Raw genomic sequence first — 17,627 nt, 5'->3', positions numbered from 1 at the left:
ACCTTGCTGAATGCCTGCACACGACTTTAGACGTCGTGTCTGGGGTCTTGCTGATTAAAAATGTGGCAGTGCTTTCCAGTTGCCATGATTTTGCCGCAACGCTGACATTTCACCTTTTATCTCAAACTGTTAGACGATCACGGCAAATTTCGAAGCGTCGTCATCTTTTGTTCGCGGAATGGGAACGGAAGAGGTAGACGAGCATTGTTTTGCGACGCGTCAACCGATACGAGTCAAAAAATGACGCACTGCACCATAAATAATTGGCGGAGTAGCTGAAGTGTCACTTCTGCAAATCTACTGGCGAGCCCTTGGTTATCTCGCTGCCGACAGGAAACGCGTTGCGTTTATCTGCGGGGCGAACGTCGCGCTTGCCATTATCGCCATTCTCGAGCCGATTATGTTCGGCCGGGTGATCGATGCCATTTCGGACCGCGGCTCGGTATTCGCGACACTGGCAATGTGGGCCGGTCTCGGCGCGTTCAACATCATTGCCTTCGTGCTGGTGGCGCGCGGTGCCGACCGCTTTGCCCACCAGCGGCGCAGCGAGGTTCTCTGCCAGTCATTCGAGCGCGTGATCACCATGCCGCTTGCCTGGCATCATCAGCGCGGCACCTCCAATTCCCTGCACACGCTCCTGCGCGCGGTCGAGACCCTGTTCAGCCTCTGGCTGGAATTCATGCGGCAGCATCTGTCCACCGCGGTTGCGCTGGTTCTGCTGGTGCCCACCGCGCTCAGCATGGATATCCGCATGTCGATGGTGCTGCTGGCGCTTGGCGCGCTCTATGTCGGCATCGGACGGCTGGTGATGCGGCGCACCAAGGAAGGCCAGGCGGCCGTAGAGCGGCACTACCACAAGGTGTTTGCGCATGTGACGGACTCGGTCAGCAACGTCGCCGTCCTGCAGAGCTACAACCGCATCGGCCATGAGACCGAGGCGCTGAAGCGCTACGTCAAGAACCTGCTCGACGCACAGAATCCGGTGCTCGACTGGTGGGCGATGGCCAACGCGCTGCACCGCCTGTCGTCGACGATTTCGATGATGGTGGTGCTCTTGATTGGCGCCTATCTGGTGACGCACGGCCAGTTGCGGATCGGCGACGTCATCGCCTTTACCGGCTTTGCCACACTGCTGATTGCCCGGCTCGACCAGATGTCGGCGTTCGCCAACCAGATTTCCGAGGCGCGCGCCAAGCTCGAGGAATTCTATCATCTCGAGGACTCTGCATCCGACGCCGTCGAGCCCGATGGGCTGCGCGAGCTCGTCAACGTCACGGGGCACGTGCGTTTCGAGAATGTCTGCTTCGAGTTCGGCAACTCGGGGCAGGGCGTCGACGACGCGTCGTTCGAGGTCCAGGCCGGCCAGACGGTCGCCATCGTCGGCCCCACGGGCGCCGGCAAGACGACGCTCATCAACCTTCTGCAGCGCGTCTTTACCCCGTCCAGCGGCCGTATCCTGATCGACGGCATCGACACCCGCACGGTGACCCGCAAGTCGCTGCGCCATTCGATCGCCACCGTGTTCCAGGATGCCGGCTTGCTCAACCGCTCGATCGAGGACAACATCCGCGTCGGCCGTGCGGAGGCGACCTATGACGAGGTCCATGCCGCGGCCAATGCCGCCGCCGCGCAGGATTTCATCCTGTCGAAGAGCGAGGGCTACGACACGGTCGTCGGCGAACGCGGCGGACAGCTGTCCGGTGGCGAGCGCCAGCGCATCGCGATCGCCCGCGCCGTGCTGAAGGACGCGCCCATCCTGGTTCTCGACGAGGCGACCAGCGCGCTCGACGTTGAGACGGAAGATCGCGTCAAGGACGCCATCGACGAGTTGCGGCGCGGCCGCACCACCTTCATCATCGCCCACCGCCTGACCACCGTTCGCGACGCCGATCTGGTCGTGTTCATGGACAAGGGCCGGGTGGTCGAGATGGGCGGGTTCACCGAACTGTCGCTGCGCAACGGTCGCTTCGCCAGCCTGCTGCGCGCCGGCGGTCTGCTCAACGACGAGGAGGTTCGCCGCCTCAGCCGCCCGGTGAACGAGGCCGCCTGAGCAGCGCGGTTTGCCTTCTCCCTTTGCGGGAGAAGGTGGCCTCGCGAAGCGAGGTCGGATGAGGGGTGCTCCGGCTTGGCTCAAATCTTCATCCAAAATCCAGACTTCGGCGCACGGCGATCATTGGCGCCTCACTCCGTCCAGCACCCCTCGTCCGGCTCGACGCTACGCGCCGATCCGCCTTCTCACGCAAGGAGAGAAGAGAGGACGTACCGCCGCTGTGGTTGCCGCAACTCCGCCGGCGGTCTATGTAAGGCCGCATGAGCGACACGACCTCACGCCCCTCCGGCTGGATGGATATTGCCAACCCGACGCGGTTCGTCGGGCTTGCCGACAAGGTCGTGCCGTGGCTGGCGAGCGTCGCCGCCGTCGTCCTCGCTGTCGGTCTCTATATGAGCTTCACGGCGCCTGAGGACTTCCAGCAGGGCATCACCGTTCGCATTATGTATATCCACGTGCCTTTCGCCTGGCTTGCCATGATGTGCTACACGCTGATGGCGGTCTCGGCACTGGGCACGCTGGTCTGGCGCCATCCGCTGGCCGACGTGGCGCTGAAATCGGCGGCACCCATCGGCGCCGTGTTCACCGCCCTTGCGCTGATCACCGGTTCGATCTGGGGCAAGCCGATGTGGGGCACCTGGTGGGTGTGGGACGCCCGGCTGACCTCGGTTTTCATCCTGTTCCTGATGTATCTCGGCATTATCGCGCTGACCCGCGCGCTAGACGATGCCGGGCGTGCCGCCTGGGCCGCGGCCATCATAACGCTGGTAGGCTTTATCAACATCCCGATCATCAAATTCTCGGTCGACTGGTGGAACACGCTGCATCAGCCGGCGTCGGTGTTCCGGCTCGGCGGCCCGACCATCGACCCCAGTTTGTTGTGGCCGTTGCTGGTGATGGCGCTCGGCTTCACAGTATTGTTCTTCGCCCTGCATCTGATGGCGATGCGCACCGAGATCCGACGCCGCCGCGTCATTTCGATGCGCCGGGTTGCCGCGAGGCAGGCTGAACGGTAGCCAACCGATAGGATCAAGCCATACGCCCGCGTGCTGCCACCGGCAGCGTCTCGATCACCTTGTCGCCTTCGATCAGATGCACCTCGTCGAACAGGTTGGTGACGACGCAGCAATGGTCGGGTACGACGCGCACGCGCTCGCCGATGCGAAGCTCTGCGCCGCCCGAAAGCGTGACGTTGCCGTGCTCTTCGCTGAGGCTGGTCACTCTTGCGCCTGAAATGCCCAGCAGCTCGCCGAAATCGGCGAGCCCCAGCGTGTCGCTGGAGAGCGCCTTGCTGCCGGCGTCAAGGATGGCGCGTGTCGGCGTTGGACGGCTGACCACCGTCGACAGTACGGTCAGCGCACAATCGTCGAGGCTGCCGACGCCTTTGGCGATCTGGTAGCGGTCGAGATAGATGTAGGTGCCGGGCCGGTATTCGGTAACGACGCTATGCTCGCCGGAACGCCACATGTCGGGTGTGCCGCCGCTGGAGATGCGCTCGCAAGCAAGGCCGGCTGCGGCAAGTGCTTGCTGCGCATCGGCGAGCCACGCCTCGGTCTCGGCAGCGCGGCCAGCCCCCGGGTAGGTCATCAGGCCGCCGAACACGAGCCCTCGGACCTTGTCGATCTCGCTCGCCAGCGCGACTGCCTCGCCGGCCGACTGCACACCGCAGCGGCCCATGCCGGTGTCGCATTCGACCAGCACCGGCAGGCGGTGGCCGGGATCGGTAAAGGTGGCGGCAAGTCCCATCAGCGTGTCCATACTGTCCGTTGTCACCGACAGGGTTACGCGGCCGTGCAGCGCCTTGAGGCGTTCCAGCTTGGCCCGCCCGAGGATATTGTACGGCAGAAAGATGTCGGTCAGTCCGGCATCGGCCATGATTTCGGCCTCGCCGATCTTCTGGCAGGTGATGCCGATGGCCCCGGCCGCGACCTGCTTTTTCGCCCAGTAGGGCAGCTTATGGGTCTTGATGTGCGGCCGGAGCTTCAGCCCGTGCCGGTCGGCATGGGCCTGCGCCCGCGCGATGTTGGCTTCTGCGCGGCGGGCGTCGATCAGGATTGCCGGCGTATCGAGGTCGTCTATGCTGCGCATGGAATGTCACCTTTGGGAATTTGTCGGGACTTATGGCCCCGATCGTCGCCGATGTCATGAGGCCAGAATGCGGTTTACGTCGACACCGGATCGGTGTTCGGTTATGCGCTGTAGGCGCCGCCTGAAGAAGGGATCATGATCATGAAACGCTCCGCCATCAACGACATCATCCGCGACGCCGACGCCTTCATCCGTTCGTTCGGCTACATCATGCCGCCCTTCGCCTACTGGACCCCGGAAGAGATGAAGGCGCACCGGCAGGATTCGGCGGCCATCTTCTCGTCGCGGCTCGGCTGGGACATCACCGATTACGGCCAGGGCAAGTTCGACGAGCTCGGCCTGTTCTTGTTCACTGTTCGCAACGGCCGCTACGAGGACATGAAGAAGGGCATGGGCATGCTCTATGCCGAAAAGATCATGATCTCGCGCAAGGATCAGCTGTCGCCGATGCACCGCCACAACATCAAGGCCGAGGACATCATCAACCGTGGCGGCGGCAAACTGGTGCTGGAGCTGTTCATGCATGACCGCGATGGCGGCATCGATCCGAAGGCCGAAGTATCTGTGCCTGTCGACGGAACCATCCACAGACTGCCTGCGGGTGGATTGCTGAAGCTCGACCCAGGCCAGAGCGTGACGCTGCTGCCGGGCGTCTGGCACGCCTTCTGGGCCGAGGGCAAGGACGTGCTGATCGGCGAGGTCTCGACCGTCAATGACGATCTCACCGACAACGTTTTTCGCGAGCCGATCGGCCGCTTCGCGGACATCGACGAGGACACAGCACCGCTGCACCTCTTGGTATCCGATTACGAGAAGTGGGTGGGTTAAGGCAGGGTGGCGAGGAACACTTATGCTTGAGAGTGAAGGTTCTCGGCAATCAGCCGCTTCTGTCGCAAGTCGACCCGAGTCGTTGTGCACAGCTGATCCAGCGGCATTTTGACGTGGGCTTCGTCAAGCGGGATTAGCGCGTAGTAATTGCCCTCGCCCGGCTGTGGGATTGGCGCCGGGGCCGACTTGTCATCGTCGGGATCGACTCGTGAGGCGGCAATGATGACCCCTCGGGAATCGTATACCGCGTGAAGCGCTATTGGCATGTCTTGGCTCCTCAGGGAGAACTTATCGCCGCGAATCTTATTTGCATATCGTCTGATACGTTCGTCTGGATTACCTCGGTCTGGCCTGTCTCGTCGATGTAGGTATACAGGCTTTCCCAGCGCAAAGTGGCCGTGCGAAGGACAACCGCCGCACGTACCGAGTACCCCCAGTAGGCATCGCCTGTTCCGAGCTTCCAAAACCACACCATTTGGCTGCCAGCTCGTTGGAAAGTGGATTGAGTGACGAAAGTGGCCAAGGAAGTCTCCTTGAGGCTTGATTTCCGTAGAACCTGGAACTCTCGAGGAGTCTTCTTGCAACATCCGCTTGCGACTGCCAGAGGATAGGGAACACGAGCACCCTCGGACGGATAGGCATTTCAACCTCGCGAGACTGAATTTGCGGGAGAAGATGGCACTGGTCAAGCGTCAATCTTCGGTGGCAATGGGCGGCTGCGCACGCTTTTCGTGCATTTCCACTCCTGGTCTAACGCTGATGCTTGTCGGCCCTGCGGTTGCCCAGCAGGAGCTTGCGTTCGAGATGCGCCCGCAACTCCCCATAATACGCCGTCAGGAATGCGCGTGCGTCATGGGCTTGTGGTGCCGCGCCGATCTTGCGTCCGATCGTTTCGGCCACCGTCCGCAGGGCGAAATAGTCGTCGCGGCGCAGCACCTCCTCCAGCTTGTGGAGTTCGGCAATCCCGTAGGCATCGAGCTGGGTGTGGCTGAACCGGAACGCGCCGGCCGCCGAATCCTGTCGTGCCGACAGGTCTTCAAGCAAGGCGCGCTTCGGCGCCTCGACCACCCAGGTCCCTGCCAACAGGTCGCCAATCCGCATGCGGTCTCGATTGAACAGCGGGAACAAGGCAAACAGCAGCGTCCACACCAGTCCGAAGATTGTCGTCAGTGCGTCGGCAAGGTCGGTCCCGCTGCGTCCGGCGATGATCGACAGCGGCAGGAACACCTCGATCTCGCGCATCAGGTTGCGGGCAATGACCTGGTCGATCGACAGGCCGTCGCCACTGCGCGACGCGACCCGGATGCCGACGATCCGCTTGCCGGGCGTAGCCGCGCGCCGGCCTGCTTCGAAGGCGATGAAGTAAGCGTTGCGCAGAAAGAAGATCAGGATGATCCAGACGACGAAGAGCGGCTGGAATCCCTCGCTGCCAAGGCCTCCCACCCCGAACAGCGCGACGATCGTGATCACGATTGCAGCCACGGCGATGAACACGACGTCGAGAAGGAAGGCGGAGGCCCGCGTGCCGGCGTCGGCGAGCCTAATCCGGAGATCGACGCCTTCGGGCGTGATCAGCGGCCGTATGGCCGCGAACGCGGCGCGCCTACCGATCGCCATGCCGCACCGCCCGGAACAGGTAGAAATAGCCGAGCCACAGCGCCAGCATGCCACCGCCAATGGCGTAGCGCGTGATGTCGCTGGTGATGGTCTGCCTGCCAATGCCCTCGAGCAGCCCGGCAAACAGCAGCATGACCGAGACCCCGACCATGGCGTTCGCGGCGATGCGTCCGGCGCGAGCCGCTGCCGCCATGCGTGTCAATTCGCCGGGAAAGGCGATGCTGGTGCCGATGCGCATGCCGGCCGCGCCGGCCAAAGCGATCGCGAACAATTCAGTGGTGCCGTGGATGGCCAGCCAACCGCCGAGCTCCATGCCAAGTCCCTTGGACCAGTAGACTTGGAACAACGCCCCGATCATGCAGCCGTTGAACAGCATCAGCAGCACTGTCGGCACCGCGAAGGCGAAGCCAAGGGCGAAGGCCAGGATTGCGACCTGGACGTTGTGCGTGAACAGATAGGCGGCAAAACCTGAGAGAAAGCCATTGTCGCCATCATAAAGCATGTTGCGCAGCAGTTCGGCCGACGTGTCGGGGCCGCGGCCTCCTGCCAGGCCGGGCGGGATGATCGCGTCGAACCAGCTCTTGTCGGATGCCACCAGCCAGGCGCCTGCACCAATGCCGATCACCATCAGCGCGACCGACGCCAATGTCTCGCGCCACAGGTCGCAAATGGCCTCGGGCCAGTCGTGCAGGAAGAAATCGGCGAGGCGCTGCCGCAGCCCGCGACGCGCGCCGTAGAGATAGAAATAACCGCGCAGCGACAGCGCTTCGAGATAGCCGACCAGCGCATTGTCGAGCGAGGTTGCGCGCGCCACTGACAGGGAAGACAACGCCGATCGATAGAGCAGGGGCAGCGACAGCAGCTCCTCTTCGGAAAGCGTCCGCGGCGCACGCTTCTCGACACGCGCCAGCAGCGCCTCGAATGCCTTCCAGTCGGCCTCGCGCTCGCGGCGGAAGCTGGCCAGCGACTGGCGTACCGCGTCGCCACGTGCAGCATTGTCGACGACTGGCGCCGTCACAGCAAGTCCTCCTGCTTGAACTGCAGATAGCGCTCGACCAGCGCGGGACCCAGCCGATTGTGCTCAGCTTCGATCACGTGCGCCCCGAGCAGGCGCAGCCGGCCGATGACGACCTGCCTTTCGCGCAAAAGCCCTCCGGCGACGACCGCGCGGGCAACGTCCTCGCCAGAGCGTGGCGGCATATCGGCCAGGCCCTCCAGTTCGGTGTCCTTCATCAGCATGAACAGCACGAGATGCCGTTCGGTGAGCCGGCCCACGGTGCGCAGCATCAATTCCGCGCTGATCGGATCGACGAAATCGGTGAAGATGATGACGAGCGAGCGGCGGTCGAGCCTAGCCGCGAGCGTCGTCAGCGCCAGCGTGAAATTGGTCTCCTCGCTGGAATAGTCGATCTCCGCCGCTCGTTTCTGGATCATCGCAAAGTTGGCGGGGCCGCGTACCGCGCCGCTCGAAACGCGCGGCCTTGCATCGAAGCCGAACAGGCTGACCATATCGCCGCCCTTCAGCGCGATGAACGCCGACAGCAAGGCGGCCGTCACGGCCCGGTCCACCTTAGGCACACCGTCGACCGGCTCGCACATCAGGCGTCCACTATCGATGGCCAGCACGATGTTGTTGTTCTCCTCGATGCGGAACTCGCGCGCCAACAGCTTGCCGTGGCGGGCGCTGCGCTTCCAGTCGATCATCCGCCGGCCCATGCCCGGCTGGTAATCCTTGAGCGCGTCGAACTCGCGGCCTTGACCGGCGCGGCGCTGCGCATGGCCTTCGGCAAGCGTCGCATGTTGCAGCAGCGTGATCGCCTCGCCGCGGGCGCTGCTGACGTCGGGCAGCACCGCAACCTTTCTTTCCACCGGCAGCACGACCTGGTTCCAGACCAGCCCAAACGGCCCGCGCCAGCGCACCCAGAGACGGTCGAAGCTGGCGACGCCGCGCCGCAGCGCCTGGAAGCGGAGGTTGAGCGACCCGCCTCTGGCGGTCGGCTGCAAGGTCCCGCCGCTGGCGCTCACCGGCGCCAGACGCGCATCGTGGCCGACGCGAGCCTCCGCGGCGCGCGGCCCCGAGTGACGGGCGGTGATTTGCACGCCGAATTCCCCACCGACACCGACCTGCTGCGGCGCATCGATGCTGGCATTCAGCGATGCCCGTCCGCGTCCCGCCGCGGCATCCACCGCCAGGAAGGCAAGCAGCAGGCAACTCCACAGCAATCCCAGATACCAGAAGGACGGCAATGCCAGCGCGACCAGGAAGGCCGGCACCGCGCCGGCAGCAGCTGCACACACCGCTCGGCCGCTGGGATAGATCAACGTGGTGCTTCCGTCTGGTCGACCAGGTCGGAGACGATCTGCTCGACCAGGCGGCCGTCGATCTGGGCCGCAGGCGAAAGGATGACGCGATGGCGCAGTGCCGGCACCGCCAGCGCCTTGACGTCGTCGGGGATCACATAGGCGCGTCCGTCCAGCGCCGCCCGGGCACGCGCCGCCCGCGCCAGCATGGCGCCGGCGCGCGGGCTGGCTCCGACTTCCAGATCGGCATTTTCGCGCGTAGCCCGAACCAGCGCCGCTATGTAGCCGACAACATCGTCGACAAGGGTGACGGAGCCGACGACTTCAAGGGCCTCCTGCAGCGTCTCGCGGTCCGTCTGCGCCTTGATGCCGTATTGCGCGATGTCGTGCGAGGCGGATCCGCCGCCGTGATGGACGATGATTGCCCGTTCTTCCTCGGGGCCGGGATAGCTGACGCGGTGCTTGAACAGGAAGCGGTCGAGCTGCGCCTCCGGCAGCGGATAGACACCCTGGTGCTCGATTGGATTCTGGGTCGCGACGACCATGAAATTGCGGCCAAGCGAATGCGTGGTGCCGTCGAACGTGACCGCATGTTCCTGCATCGCCTCGAGCAGTGCGGCCTGCGTCTTGGGCGGCGTCCGGTTGATTTCGTCGGCAAGCAGGAGATCGCAGAAGATCGGACCGCGCGTCAGCGTGAACTGCCCGGTCTGGAAGTTGTAGATGTTCGAGCCAACGATATCGCCCGGCATCAGGTCCGGCGTGAACTGGATCCGCCCATAGGCGATCCCAAGCGCCTGGGCGAAGCAGCGTGCGGTCATGGTCTTGGCCGTGCCGGGCGGACCTTCGAGCAGGATATGCCCGCCCGCAAACAAGGCGGTCAGCATCAGGTCGACCGTATCGTGCTGCCCGGTGATCGCCTTGGCCACTTCTTCCCTGATCCGTGTCGCCAGGGCCTTCACATCATCGACGTTCACCGAGCCTCCTTGCCGTCCAGTCGTGCAGCCGCTCTGCTGCCTGTTGCATCTGCGTCAGGTTCTTCGCCTCGTCGGCGGCTTGCGAACGCGTCGTAAAGCCGCCAGCTTGCTCCTTATCGCGAGAGTCGAGCCAGCGGTCGAGCGCTTTGCCTTGCAGTCCGTGCGGTGCCCCGAGCAGCGCGCCGGCGCGCACCCGCATCAAGGCCGCATAGCGGCCTCCCAGCTCGTCCAGCCGGCCGGCACGCCGCATGAGCATCGCCGTCGTATCGACCAGCGCACGCTTGCCGAAGGCGATCGCGCGCTGGTCGGCGCGCGGCGGGCCGAACCGGCCAAGGCCATGCAGGAACGCCAGGGCCGCCGCGATCAGGATCGTCAGTGTCAGCGCCAGGAACGGCGGCTCGACAAGGAGCTTGGCCAGATCATACTTCCGCCCCGCGCCGTGCAGCGTCAGATCGAACATCACCGGGCCGTCATCGGGCTGGAGCACGGCAATCAGCCCGAGCGCGGCTGCTGCCTTTTCGGGATCCTTGAGGGCGGCGTTGTTGATCAGGTCGGGGTCAGTCAGGATATAGAACGGCTTGTCGTCCAGTTCGGTAAGCACAGCCTTGTCATTGCCGGCTGCGATGAGAGGGTACTTGTCGGCCACCCACTGCAATTCTTCGGGTGCGGCAACCATGTTGCCTTCGATGTCGAGTTGCTTTGCCGTGCTCTGGCCGGCACCGATCTTCGCATCGGCGATGCGGCCAAGCCATTCGTTCACCACCGAACCGGGCAATCGCCCGAATTTCATGTTCCAGCCTTCATGCCCCTGCAGCGGCAGGATCTGCCATTTGGGAAGCACGAAGAGCGTGTTCTGGTCCTGGCGAAGATTGAGGATGCGGCGAAGCGCCTCCTGGTCGCTGTCGGGCGAGATGGTGACGATCAGCAGTATATCTCTGGCAAGATCGTCTTCGGTCCGCGCCATCAAGGGCGCTTCGCCGGTGAGCCGCAGCCATCCCACCAGACCGGCGTAGCCGACGCCGCTTTTCGACAGCGGCGTGGCGCCGCCATTGCCGGGTTGCCGGAAATCGGGAGCATAGGTGGACAGCAGGAAGAAACCGGCGGCCGCAAGCAGGCTGGCGAAAATCCCCCAAAACAGTGTCTTTCGATTGAACGGCTCCTGCGCCTTGACCGCCGGTGCGCTCACGTCCAGGCATCCCGGAAGGCGAAACGTTCATAGGCGCCGCGTGCTTGCCGCCAGCCTTCCGCGCCAACCGGCCGGCGCGCGAACAGCGCCGCCTCGACGATGCGGGCGATCTCGGTAAACGCATGGCGTGCCCTTCCCGGCAGGGAAGGGGCATTGGCGATGTCGCGCGCGGTGAGCGACGGGCGCAGGAAGTCCGGCAGCCGGCCGGCAATATCGGCGACGCTGCGCCGAAGCAAAAGGTGAACCGCCTCGTCATAGTCGCCGCGTGCGGCCAACGCATCCGCTTGCAACAACAGGATCTGCGCGGCGCCGGCGTCGGGGCGCCAGGCTTCTTCGTCTTCGACTTCGGGCCGCGCGCGCTGCCACGGCAGCCGCCAGGCGATGCCTTTCACCTCGAGGAAGACCAAAAGCAGGATGATTGCGACGCCCGATATCACCGCCCCCCAGAACAGATAGATCATGTAGGGGCCGAGCCACGACAAAAAATCCTGCAGCGGCTTCAGCCACTCGGGTGGCTTTGGCGGCATATAGGCCGGCAGGTCGAACTGGATCGACTCATCGGCGATCAGCTGCTTGTGAAGATTGGTCAGCCGTTCGGCTTCCGCTGTGCCTGGCTGTGCCACCGCCACCCGCTCCCCTGCAACCTGTGGTTCCCAGCCGACACTGACAATGCAGCACAAGAATTGCAAGTGGGCTGGACGGCGACCGTCAATCTTGGCAGAATTACTGTTAGGGCGCCGTGATACTGTTACGGCGAAACACGGGGGGAAATCATGGCTTCAACGACACTGGAACGGCCTGAGAAATTCGAGATCGGCAGGGTGTTCAACAACAGCTTCGCCGTAATCGGCCGCAACATCGGCTTGTGCGTTGGGCTCGCGCTGCTGTTTTCAGGCTTGCCGGCGATTATTCTTCGGCTGTGGGGCCAACCGCAAATAGATGCGGTTCTGCAGGGCGACCCCGGCGCCGCGGCCGATCCGTCGACGATGTTTCAGAATTCATGGATTACGGTTATTACGGGATTGCTATCGTTCGTTTTCGCGCTGCTGCTCCAGTCGGCGCTGGTCCGGGCGACGATCGAGGACTTGAATGGCAAGCGGCCGACGTTTGGCGACTGCATTCAGATAGCCATCCGCAATTTGCTGCCGACCCTTGGTATTGGCCTGCTCGTCGGCCTGGGTGTGGGCCTGGCGTCGATAGCCTTGCTGGTTCCCGGCATCATCTTATGGCTCGGATGGTGCGTGGCAGTGCCGGTTCTGATTCAGGAGCGGCTTGGCGTGTTCGGTTCGATGTCGCGCAGCCGTGTGCTGACCAAGGGCAACCGCTGGCCGCTATTTGGCCTCTTCCTGATCCTGATGGTCATCGCGATGGTCATCCAGTGGGTGATGCTGGCAGTCATCGTCATGTTTGGCGGGATCATTGCAGATGTGTTGGCAGCCTTGGTGTCGACCGTACTGTCGATGGTGCTGTCGGTGGCCACGGCGGTCAGCTATGTCGAGCTGCGTCAGGTCAAGGAAGGCACCAGCGTCGAAGAACTGTCGCAAATCTTCTCGTAGCGATCGTTCGCTCCGGCTTTTCACCGACGGCTCGGCTCTCGCGTTGCGCTCGAGCAGCCGAGCTTGGTCACAAGGCCTTTGTCTGCTGCGCCGGCAACGCTGCGGCCAGGCGGTGCGCCCATTCTTCGATGCTAGTGCGGCTCGCCAGCAGTTCGCCTGATCTCGATGAGGACAGCCGGAATGCAGCGATCGTCGCCATGGACCGGTATGGCCTAGTCGCCGTCGCGGCTGATCACGTAGGGCTCGTTTGCCGCGACATTGAGCTCAATGTCGGCGCGCAGGCCGGCAAGCGCTGTCTGGCCGAACTCGATTGCCTGGTCGTAAAGCACGCCGGCGTGCCAAGGCCGCGCAATGCGGAGAAAGTCCGGCGTGAAGGAGTGGATCGTCGCGATCCGCGTCGCTCTGCCCTGCTTCGCCCGGTCGTCGAGATGAGCGGCCACGCGGTCATGAAACGGTGCGAACATGATCTCGGCGCGCCGGTTCCGTTCCGCCGGGTCGAGGGCGATATTACGGGGGATTTCAATGTCCTCCGACAGCGCCGGAATGCTGCCGCTGGAACCAAGCGGCCGTCTTGGTCAGGCTCTGGATGATGGTGTGGATCACCTCGACGCCATTGGCCCGCGCCGCCGCCAGCAGGCGCTCCTGGTTGGGGATCGTCTGCGACGCCGTCTGCCGGTAGAAGTAGTGGTCGGGACCGCGCTCCGGATGCGCCGGATCGGCGCCGGGCTCGAGCCAGACACGTTGCATGTCGACCAGCAACAGCGCGGTTTCGCCGGCCCGGAACGGCTCGTTTCGTTTCGGCAGTGATGGCGTCATGCTTGGTCCTGTGTTGCTGATCACAATCCGGCTGATTTAGCTGATTTTGGTCCGCGCGTCCTGCGTGGCGGACACACTTATTGGGAGTATTCGAAGTCGCTAATTTGAGTTAAACTTTGTTTTCGGGCGTGGAGACGGGGGTCTCTGTCATGATCGATTCAGACGTGTTCGACTTTGTCGAACGCTGCAGGAAACACACAGCTACCGGGCCGCTGCTGAGCGACCTTCTTGATACCGTGAGGAATCTCGGTTTCGAGCACCTTATCCTGAGCGGTGTGCCCCTCAGCGGTCAGAAACTTGCGCCGATGGTTGAACTGAATGGCTGGCCGGCCGGCTGGTTCGAACGCTATGTCGAGGCCGAGCACGCCGCCGTCGATGGTGTTTGCATCTACTCGGCAAAAACCCTGAAGCCGTTCCTTTGGTCCGAAGTTCCGGCAAAGTGGTCGGATACGGAAGGTTCCCGACGCGTCGCCGGCGAGGCGACGGAGTTCGGCATCTGTAGCGGCTTCGCCGTGCCGATGCTCAGCATTCACCATTGGCAATCGGTGCTGTCGTTTGCGTCTTCTGCGAAGTCCTGCACCCTGTCGCCGCGCCATCAAGTCCAACTGGTGACCATGGCGGTCTATGCCGGCATGTCGATCCAGGCCTTGGCGAATGACGATGATGACGATGAAGGCCTGCTGACCGATCGGGAAAAAGAGGTGCTCTTGTGGGCCGCGGCCGGCAAGACCTCGTCGGAAACCTCACAGATTCTCGGCCTGACCGAGCGTACGGTCAAATGGCACTCGACGCGGGCTCGCGAGGCTTTTGGCGTCGCAACAACCACGCAAGCGGTCGTCGAGGCGGTGCGCCGGCGCCTGATCCACCCCTAGAGCATGATCCCGAAAAGTTGCAGACTTTTCGGATAAGATCATGCGAAGAAACAAAGAGCTAGAGCAGGACGACCGTCCTGCTACTAGCCGCGTCAACTGTCCCATCGGACAGGTGACGTATATTAGCGCGACTGCGAGTATCCCTTTGAGAACGATCGGGGGATCGCGCCATGATAACGGCCCACGTAGTCAATGCGCACAACAAGCATCTTTACGAAAACGAATTCGACGAATTTCTGCGCCGGCGGCACGACTTCTTCGTGCACCAGAAACATTGGCGCCCTCCAAGCCCGGACGGTCGCGAGCTAGACCAATTCGATACCGACGCGGCGACTTACCTGCTTGGTATTGAAGATGGTCGCGTGGTGACCTCGGCTCGATTGATCCCAACGAGCGAGCCGCACATGGTTTCGGAGGTTTTTTCTCACATGTGCGAAAAGTCGGGCGTCCCGAGGCGCCCCGATTGGGCCGAATGGACGCGCACCTTCGTCGTTCCCGACAAACGAACTGCCGGACTGAGGGGCACGCTGACGCAGCTGTGCTGCGCGGTGATGGAATACGCTCTCGACGAGGGCCTCAGCGCCGTCGGCGGCGTCCAGGAAACCTACTTCATGCCGCACCACGGCGCGCTGAAGTGGCGCGCCGAGCCGATGGGCATGGCCAGGGAAGAAAACGGCGAATGGTACATCGTCGCGTATATCGAAGTGAACGAGGCGGCACTGGCGAGCGTCCGGAAGATACTGGGGATTGACTATTCGCTGCTGGCTCGGCGGGGGATGCAGACGCCGTTTGTCGAAAGCAACAAAGTCCTGTGGCGCGCATCAGCCTAGAGCGGTCGCCGTGTCGCGCGGTTGGGTCTTAGAAAAATACATCTCGACGTTTACCATTGGGAGGAATGCAAGATGAAATTGATATCGATTTTTCTCATTGTAATATCCTCGCTCCTAATGTCCGGTCCCAGTCACGCTCAAACATCTCAACCTACGCAGGAGATGGTGGATCTTATGGGAAAGTTAGAAGTCGAGTGGGATAAGTTGAGAACGGGAGGGAAAAGTGGCGATTTCCAGCCGCAATGTTCGTCCGGAACTGGCTGTGAGAGAGCTTGTGAGTCTGGAAAGAGTTGCAGCTGTAGCTCCTCTGGAGGCAGCTGTTCATGCAGCGAGTGCAAATAGCCAGGCTCACGCCGGGCGCCTGTGTCGATGACGCACCGACCCTCGGCCGGATTATGGTGACGGTGCACTATCTTTTCGCCGCTTGCCTGCCTCGTTTTCGGGGTTTCGCCGCTTGCCGATTTGCCCGGCTATGCTCTCGGCACACGGGTGCATCGAAAACCGCGACATCGGCGGGCGTCGATCCTCGATGAGCAGTTTTTGTGGATGGTCTTCGGGCGTGAAAACACTTTGGCTCGCCCGTACGGTGCTGGGGGATGCGGCAGACCGGGAACGCAGGTTAGCTATCCAGGGAGGGGAAATATGGACCGTCGTACGTTTATTAAAGTGCTCCCGGCAGCGGGATTTACTACCGTAGCCGCAAGTGCCTATGGACAGGAAACACACCTTGATGATGCGAGCCGGAGGGAATTCGAAGATCTGTTGGCAACGCAGGACGAGATGCGACGCCATCTTTTTGCAATCACCGATACCGAGATTCTCCCGGAGGGGCCTCTTGACCGGGTCTACTACTGGAACAACGTAGGGCTCAATATATCCGCGATCGACCATACCCCGGCCGCGGACCAATTGGACGGCGGCGGCTCGAGCGCACCGGACCCGCGCCGGTTTGGTGAGCAGCTTGGTCCGCATCGGTCCTCATACGCAATGGCGGTTGCTCAGATAGCCGTCTTTGAGGCAATCAATGCGTTCCCCAAGAGCGCAAATTCGAAGAAATATCAGAGCTATACCGGCTTCAGCAGCGCGCCATCAGCGCCTGCGGACGCATCGTTGGACGGTGCGATCGCCCAGGCTATGCATGATGCCCTTGCCCACCTGTACCCGTTCAAGGCAGCTGATGTTCGCAGTGTCCTGGACAGAGATATTGCCCGCATGTCCGGTACATCACCGACGGGCGACAAGATCGACATTGGGGCTGGACGCAAGATCGGTCAGGCGGCGGCGAAATCCATCATCGAGAAACGAAAGGATGACGGGACAAACCACCAAGAGATCAAATTCGCCGATCTGCCACCAGACAATGGGCCCCTAAAATGGTCGATTGATCCTGTCAGCAAGATTGAGACGGCACTCGGCGCTAAATGGAAAGACGTGACACCGTTCTTGCTGATGAAAGGCGATCAGTTCCGGCTCCCTGATCCGCCCAAACTCAACGATGCGCGGTATATTGCGGCGTTCGACGAGGTAAAGGACATCGGAAGGAAGGGCGTCTATCCGATGGACACCTCGCGAAAGAAGGGTGAGACGTTCCGCGCAATCTTCTGGGGCTATGACGGGACGCCAAATCTCTGCGCGCCCCCACGTCTATACAATCAGCTGGTGAGGACTATTACCACTGATAAAAAAATATCCGATCCCGCAGAATTGGCTAGGATATTGGCTCTTTGCAACACAGCAATGGCCGATGCAGCGATTGCGGCTTGGGATTCCAAATTCACGCATCGCTACTGGCGCCCAGTAACTGGCATTCGCTGGCCAGGAGTGGAAGGGGATGCAAAGGGGGATGCATCCAATGTGCCGGACCCGACGTGGGAACCGCTGGGATCGCCCAATACGGATTCGAAGAAGGCCAACTTTACCCCTCCTTTCCCCGCGTACCCGTCCGGCCATGCAACTTTCGGGGGAGCGCTGTTCCAGGTTTTGCGGATGATTTTCAAGGACACCGGCGACGATACTCCCTTCGTGCTCGTGTCAGATGAGTTCAACGGCAAGCACAAAGGGGTCAATGACGCAAAACCCCGGCGATATTTGCCGCTTTCGTTCGTGGCTTTGCAGGATGCCGAGTTTGAAAATGCCTTCAGCCGTGTGTGGTTGGGTGTTCATTGGCGGCAGGATGGCGAGGACGGCATCCAGCTTGGTAACAAAGTGGGCAACTGGGCATTCCAGAATGGTTTTGCAGAGGTCTAGCCTCTGTCTCATCGAGCGGCTTCAGCGCGCCCGAACAAAGCAAGCAGAAGCCTAACCCGCTCGGACAGTCAAGAGGTGTGGCAGGCAGGCCATGCGCAGCCAGCCGCAGCGAGCCGCCAAGACGCGCGAAGCACTTCGGCGGTGTAGGACAGCGGCACGCCAGAACGCGCGCAGGCCAGGCGTTGGCTTGCCCAATTGTGTTTTGACTATTTGCCTGCACGGGCGCGTAAAATATCAGGTCCGCCCGGTCGGGCGGACTAAC

At 62.3% G+C, this 17,627-nt stretch carries 16 protein-coding genes; 7 read left to right on the top strand and 9 right to left on the bottom strand.

Translation table 11 applies throughout. From position 1 onward, the window contains the following. Positions 1 to 280 precede the first annotated feature (280 nt). Both NKJ13_RS19305 and NKJ13_RS19300 read left to right on the top strand, forming a co-directional pair. Positions 281 to 2,050 carry a glucan ABC transporter ATP-binding protein/ permease gene (locus NKJ13_RS19305; protein ID WP_352738232.1) on the top strand — a complete coding sequence of 590 codons (1,770 nt, stop codon included), beginning with the start codon at positions 281 to 283 and terminating at the stop codon, positions 2,048 to 2,050. Between the two features lie 260 nt (positions 2,051 to 2,310). Continuing rightward, entirely contained in the window at positions 2,311 to 3,066 is a 756-nt protein-coding gene (locus NKJ13_RS19300; RefSeq protein ID WP_352703203.1) for a heme ABC transporter permease, read from the top strand. Between the two features lie 13 nt (positions 3,067 to 3,079). Here the strand turns inward: NKJ13_RS19300 and NKJ13_RS19295 are convergent, their stop codons facing one another. Beyond that, a complete protein-coding gene (locus NKJ13_RS19295; protein WP_352778008.1) occupies positions 3,080 to 4,138 on the bottom strand; it encodes a D-TA family PLP-dependent enzyme in 1,059 nt (352 codons plus the stop codon). 141 nt (positions 4,139 to 4,279) lie between these two features. Between NKJ13_RS19295 and NKJ13_RS19290 the strand changes: the two genes are divergently transcribed. Next, positions 4,280 to 4,966 carry a D-lyxose/D-mannose family sugar isomerase gene (locus NKJ13_RS19290; protein ID WP_352703198.1) on the top strand — a complete coding sequence of 229 codons (687 nt, stop codon included), beginning with the start codon at positions 4,280 to 4,282 and terminating at the stop codon, positions 4,964 to 4,966. Between the two features lie 750 nt (positions 4,967 to 5,716). Here NKJ13_RS19290 and NKJ13_RS19285 read toward each other — a convergent pair. The 6 genes from NKJ13_RS19285 to NKJ13_RS19260 are packed head-to-tail and all read right to left on the bottom strand — an operon-like array spanning position 5,717 to position 11,667. Beyond that, complete coding sequence (locus NKJ13_RS19285) at positions 5,717 to 6,583, bottom strand: RDD family protein (protein ID WP_352738236.1); 867 nt, start codon at positions 6,581 to 6,583, stop codon at positions 5,717 to 5,719. Further along, on the bottom strand, positions 6,570 to 7,601 hold the full coding sequence (locus tag NKJ13_RS19280) for a stage II sporulation protein M (RefSeq protein ID WP_352738237.1): 1,032 nt from the start codon (positions 7,599 to 7,601) through the stop codon (positions 6,570 to 6,572). Before NKJ13_RS19280 ends, NKJ13_RS19285 begins: the two co-directional genes overlap by 14 nt. Then, on the bottom strand, positions 7,598 to 8,905 hold the full coding sequence (locus NKJ13_RS19275; protein WP_352738239.1) for a DUF58 domain-containing protein: 1,308 nt from the start codon (positions 8,903 to 8,905) through the stop codon (positions 7,598 to 7,600). The genes NKJ13_RS19280 and NKJ13_RS19275 overlap by 4 nt, the downstream gene beginning before the upstream one ends. After that, positions 8,902 to 9,858, bottom strand: a complete 957-nt coding sequence (locus NKJ13_RS19270) for an AAA family ATPase (RefSeq protein ID WP_352480604.1) — start codon at positions 9,856 to 9,858, stop codon at positions 8,902 to 8,904. Before NKJ13_RS19270 ends, NKJ13_RS19275 begins: the two co-directional genes overlap by 4 nt. Then, a complete protein-coding gene (locus NKJ13_RS19265; protein WP_352738242.1) occupies positions 9,845 to 11,044 on the bottom strand; it encodes a DUF4350 domain-containing protein in 1,200 nt (399 codons plus the stop codon). Before NKJ13_RS19265 ends, NKJ13_RS19270 begins: the two co-directional genes overlap by 14 nt. Beyond that, positions 11,041 to 11,667: a DUF4129 domain-containing protein gene (locus NKJ13_RS19260; RefSeq protein WP_352689420.1), complete on the bottom strand. Its 627-nt coding sequence runs from the start codon at positions 11,665 to 11,667 to the stop codon at positions 11,041 to 11,043. Before NKJ13_RS19260 ends, NKJ13_RS19265 begins: the two co-directional genes overlap by 4 nt. Positions 11,668 to 11,865: 198 nt before the next feature. On the opposite strand from NKJ13_RS19260, the gene NKJ13_RS19255 reads away from it, so the two are divergent. Beyond that, on the top strand, positions 11,866 to 12,600 hold the full coding sequence (locus NKJ13_RS19255) for a hypothetical protein (protein WP_352738246.1): 735 nt from the start codon (positions 11,866 to 11,868) through the stop codon (positions 12,598 to 12,600). 212 nt (positions 12,601 to 12,812) lie between these two features. Here NKJ13_RS19255 and NKJ13_RS19250 read toward each other — a convergent pair whose 3' ends face one another. Together NKJ13_RS19250 and NKJ13_RS19245 are read right to left on the bottom strand one after the other, a co-directional pair. Further along, entirely contained in the window at positions 12,813 to 13,118 is a 306-nt protein-coding gene (locus NKJ13_RS19250) for an N-formylglutamate amidohydrolase (protein WP_352778017.1), read from the bottom strand. Between the two features lies 1 nt (position 13,119). Then, entirely contained in the window at positions 13,120 to 13,416 is a 297-nt protein-coding gene (locus NKJ13_RS19245) for an isochorismatase family protein (RefSeq protein ID WP_352738248.1), read from the bottom strand. A 149-nt stretch (positions 13,417 to 13,565) separates the two neighbouring features. Between NKJ13_RS19245 and NKJ13_RS19240 the strand changes: the two genes are divergently transcribed. From NKJ13_RS19240 to NKJ13_RS19230, 3 genes are all read left to right on the top strand, one after another. Continuing rightward, a complete protein-coding gene (locus NKJ13_RS19240) occupies positions 13,566 to 14,288 on the top strand; it encodes a LuxR family transcriptional regulator (protein ID WP_352738250.1) in 723 nt (240 codons plus the stop codon). A gap of 170 nt (positions 14,289 to 14,458) precedes the next feature. Next, positions 14,459 to 15,118 (top strand): acyl-homoserine-lactone synthase, encoded by a 660-nt coding sequence (locus tag NKJ13_RS19235; protein ID WP_352738252.1) that lies wholly within the window; start codon positions 14,459 to 14,461, stop codon positions 15,116 to 15,118. Between the two features lie 642 nt (positions 15,119 to 15,760). Then, complete coding sequence (locus tag NKJ13_RS19230; RefSeq protein ID WP_352703179.1) at positions 15,761 to 17,365, top strand: vanadium-dependent haloperoxidase; 1,605 nt, start codon at positions 15,761 to 15,763, stop codon at positions 17,363 to 17,365. Positions 17,366 to 17,627: the final 262 nt, after the last annotated feature.

Source organism: Mesorhizobium sp. M0174 (assembly GCF_040322275.1).
GTDB lineage: Bacteria > Pseudomonadota > Alphaproteobacteria > Rhizobiales > Rhizobiaceae > Mesorhizobium.
This window is presented reverse-complemented; position numbering and strand designations above follow the sequence as displayed.

Excerpts from the sequence above, each read along its gene's own strand:
- NKJ13_RS19285 (WP_352738236.1), bottom strand. The coding sequence starts at position 6,583 with ATGGCGATCGGTAGGCGCGCCGCGTTCGCGGCCATACGGCCGCTGATC.
- NKJ13_RS19235 (WP_352738252.1), top strand. The coding sequence starts at position 14,459 with ATGATAACGGCCCACGTAGTCAATGCGCACAACAAGCATCTTTACGAA.
- NKJ13_RS19290 (WP_352703198.1), top strand. The coding sequence starts at position 4,280 with ATGAAACGCTCCGCCATCAACGACATCATCCGCGACGCCGACGCCTTC.
- NKJ13_RS19295 (WP_352778008.1), bottom strand. The coding sequence starts at position 4,138 with ATGCGCAGCATAGACGACCTCGATACGCCGGCAATCCTGATCGACGCC.
- NKJ13_RS19245 (WP_352738248.1), bottom strand. The coding sequence starts at position 13,416 with ATGACGCCATCACTGCCGAAACGAAACGAGCCGTTCCGGGCCGGCGAA.
- NKJ13_RS19300 (WP_352703203.1), top strand. The coding sequence starts at position 2,311 with ATGAGCGACACGACCTCACGCCCCTCCGGCTGGATGGATATTGCCAAC.
- NKJ13_RS19230 (WP_352703179.1), top strand. The coding sequence starts at position 15,761 with ATGGACCGTCGTACGTTTATTAAAGTGCTCCCGGCAGCGGGATTTACT.
- NKJ13_RS19240 (WP_352738250.1), top strand. The coding sequence starts at position 13,566 with ATGATCGATTCAGACGTGTTCGACTTTGTCGAACGCTGCAGGAAACAC.